The 3,132-nt window shown below is 33.1% G+C and carries 4 protein-coding genes; all 4 read left to right on the forward strand.

The annotated features are described in order from the left end of the window. Window positions 1–414, forward strand: a 414-nt coding sequence (locus tag HMPREF1505_RS13430; protein ID WP_036923136.1) for a hypothetical protein, incomplete at its 5' end; no start/stop codon positions are given. A gap of 83 nt (window positions 415–497) precedes the next feature. After that, window positions 498–1,061 carry a hypothetical protein gene (locus HMPREF1505_RS04455; RefSeq protein WP_036923138.1) on the forward strand — a complete coding sequence of 188 codons (564 nt, stop codon included), beginning with the start codon at window positions 498–500 and terminating at the stop codon, window positions 1,059–1,061. Window positions 1,062–1,077: 16 nt separating this feature from the next. Beyond that, window positions 1,078–1,626, forward strand: coding sequence for a hypothetical protein (locus tag HMPREF1505_RS04460; RefSeq protein WP_036923141.1), 549 nt, complete (start codon window positions 1,078–1,080; stop codon window positions 1,624–1,626). Between the two features lies 1 nt (window position 1,627). Beyond that, complete coding sequence (locus tag HMPREF1505_RS04465; RefSeq protein ID WP_036923144.1) at window positions 1,628–2,311, forward strand: HEAT repeat domain-containing protein; 684 nt, start codon at window positions 1,628–1,630, stop codon at window positions 2,309–2,311. The last annotated feature ends 821 nt before the right edge of the window (window positions 2,312–3,132 follow it).

A 3,132-nucleotide genomic window follows, 5' to 3' on the forward strand; every position in this document is an offset into this window, starting at 1 on the left:
GAAGAAATTAACGCATATATTCAGAACTCGGAAGTTGTGGAACTGACAGATTTTACTTTTTTCGATGTGGAAGACATGGTAAGNTATGCAAGACANCCTTTGAGNCGCAACCATAGTACACTGTATAAAGATATAGCAAAAGTTTATTCGTCTGACAGAAAGAAAAATTTTGTATTAGAGACTTACGATGTCCCNGGCAGAATATCAGTAAATGCAGAACTTTTNCGAAGGAGTCCNAANATTTATCTTGTTGTTAATAAGGATGATTTGCATAATCCAAAATTAGGAAGTAAGGAAAAGCCTGTTCCTGCATTATTATGGTACACAGATCCAAATTATAAATATTATGAAGTTTCTGAAGAGGATTATAGACATAGTGTAAAGGAATACCTTACTTATTGCCGAACTGAATAAAGAAAGAGTATAATAATAGGCATGCGAGGAAGACACGATGAAAATTTACAGGAAAAGGAAAACTGAAGATAGAAATAACGTGTATGAAGGCAAGATATAAGATACTGATAATTTTTCTTCAATTATTTGCATTCTTTAGTTATATAGGCTGCTTTGCTTATCTAACCTATAAGGCTGATAAAGAGTTGATTTTTGTTGATATTCCTGTAAAATACACAAAGGGGGACATTACAGGAAAAGAATATGGGATTACAATCACGGGTAGTAGAGGAAACCATACAGTTCGGTTTGAGTCAGAAAGTTTTCCAGACAAAGAGTTTGAAGCAACATATTATATGTCTCTTCCTTATCCACAGCGTTCTTTTAGTAGTATAATAGAATCTCACCCCAAAAACTTGCTATGCTATTTGGAGCCTGATTTTAGGGAGAATCAAGGGAAATACATTCCCTTTGTTTATTCTGGGCAGCGAGAAAAAAGTTCAGTTTATTACTTAAATTTAGTGGCTTATGTGAAAGGTAAATACATTCCTTTATGGGTTTTCTTCACTTTTTTCAACCTCTTAATGTGCATTTACACTGAGAAAATAAAAACAAACATATTGATTGTGGTGATGATTTTAAATGGCGTGTTTAGTGTCCTTACATAAATAAAAGAAAAGATTCATGAAAAAGAAAAAACTATTAGCTGTATTATCCCTGCTGATTATAGGTGGGCTATTTGCTTACTTTGCCTATGTTGGTGGTGCATTTCTTCGATTGACTCCTGTTACTGGAAAACAGTTTGAACAGGCTGCTCTTACCTTAGGATTTACAAAGGCAGCGGTTGATAAGAGTGCAATATCTGACAAGACAGGAATAGCCAATATTACCGTTATGATGAAAAGTGTCAAGGACGACCTGCATAATGTAATGATTGATATCCCTCTGGAGTTCTATGAGTTTAAGGATGAGGAGAAAGCATCTAAATACTATGAGTATGTTGCTGGAGCACTGCAAAGAAATATTAAAGAAGATGTTGCCGTGGTCAAAGTTAATAAAGTCTTTGGCAATGCTGATGTATACAAGAATTATAACTATTTCAATCCCAGTTTTGTAATTATTCGTGCAGGCTCCACTTTGCTGGTAACGAAGTTCTACTGTAATGCTGATTCTGAAAAGCAAGTAGAGCTACTTCTTGACAAAATAAAATATAATTTTAATTATTCCAGATAGGATGGTAGATATTTCATCAGCTTATAATATAGCCTTAGAAACTGATAGCTTTAAAGTGCATAATGACTTTCTTAATATCTTGTTGGAAGACCACTCTGTAATGGGAATGGAGCGTCATTATGTTTACTTTAATGAGTCTAATAACAGTGATTTGAAAAGAATCTTAGGTAATGGATTTTTAAAAAGAGGAGACGAGGGAGTATCTTTCTTATTAAAAAAGTTAAATAGTGAAATCGATAATCTTATTAAATCCAACGTCATTCACATCATAGGACTGACACATGACAAGAGGTATTTACCCTCAATTATCCCTTTTCTTAAAAATGAAGATCAGGAAGTAAGATACAAGGCTATTATTGTATGTGGCTGGTTAGGCGAGACAGAAACAATTAATCTTCTTAAAGCACATTATCAGACTGAACAAGTTTGCATCTTAAGGGGATTCACGATATCTGCTATGCGTCAGATATTCTTCAGAAATAAGGAGACAAAGAATGAGATAGTTAAATTTATCTACGCTAATCTACCAAAAGAAATAGATGAAGAAATTATTGCCATTATGATCGTAGTTCTCCAGGATCTTACAAGAAGCAAGTATGGACTTAAAGAAGACCCATACTCTGGTGAAATCTCAGGTGATATTGCTAAGGCTAAGTGTAAGGTATTTAAACACATAGATGTTTGATAAATTATATGGAGAGTTGATAAACAAAACCGTCTTTCAGCCTTTATAATAAAGAAGGAAGAATATTTTTTGAGCCAAGAAATTATACTTCTGTAGAAATCAAAATAAAATACTCCTCAGAAAGTGAGCTATGAAGAAGATATTCAATATAAAGGTATCGATTTGGTCGAAATGGAGAGTAAGATATGTTTCATTATCTTGTTAAATGTTATAATCTTAAACGGAAGAAGGTCTATGGCAGAGTACTTGGATTTGGAAAGAAATATGAAAATCACCTTATCAATGAATATTGGAATGAGGGTTCTTTCGAAACGTAGAGTGGTAAACTGAAGAGTTTGCATAATAAGGCACACTGATCCGAGAGGACAAATAAAATTGTCAAACAACCTCCTCCATACACCGACGGCTGCTCTGTGTCTTCTATTGCTTCTTTTTTAATAATCCTCTGCTTTCTATATCAAAGCTATTTTATTCGAAAAAAGAATTCCTGTCACTTCTGTCATTTGAAACAGACGTATAACAGTCTGACTTATAATATATTTATACGAATTGTTAAAAGTGACAGCTAAATGAAATCAAAACTATTATAGTAATTTGGTTATATTTGTGCAATAGAAAATCATTTAAAGATAATATAATCAAGGAATATGCGTTAGAAGAATAATAGAGTTTATTGAACTTGCCCTTTAATGAGGTTAGGTAATATCATAAATTAAAGTTCTAAGATGATAAACAACTTTGTTTCGGATGATATAAATATAGTGTTTGATGGGAAGTAGCAAAGGAAATTGGGGAAGATATGGATTACAAGCATTTGGAAT

This window comes from Prevotella sp. ICM33 (assembly GCF_000517825.1).
In the GTDB taxonomy this organism is placed as follows: Bacteria; Bacteroidota; Bacteroidia; order Bacteroidales; family Bacteroidaceae; genus Prevotella; species Prevotella melaninogenica.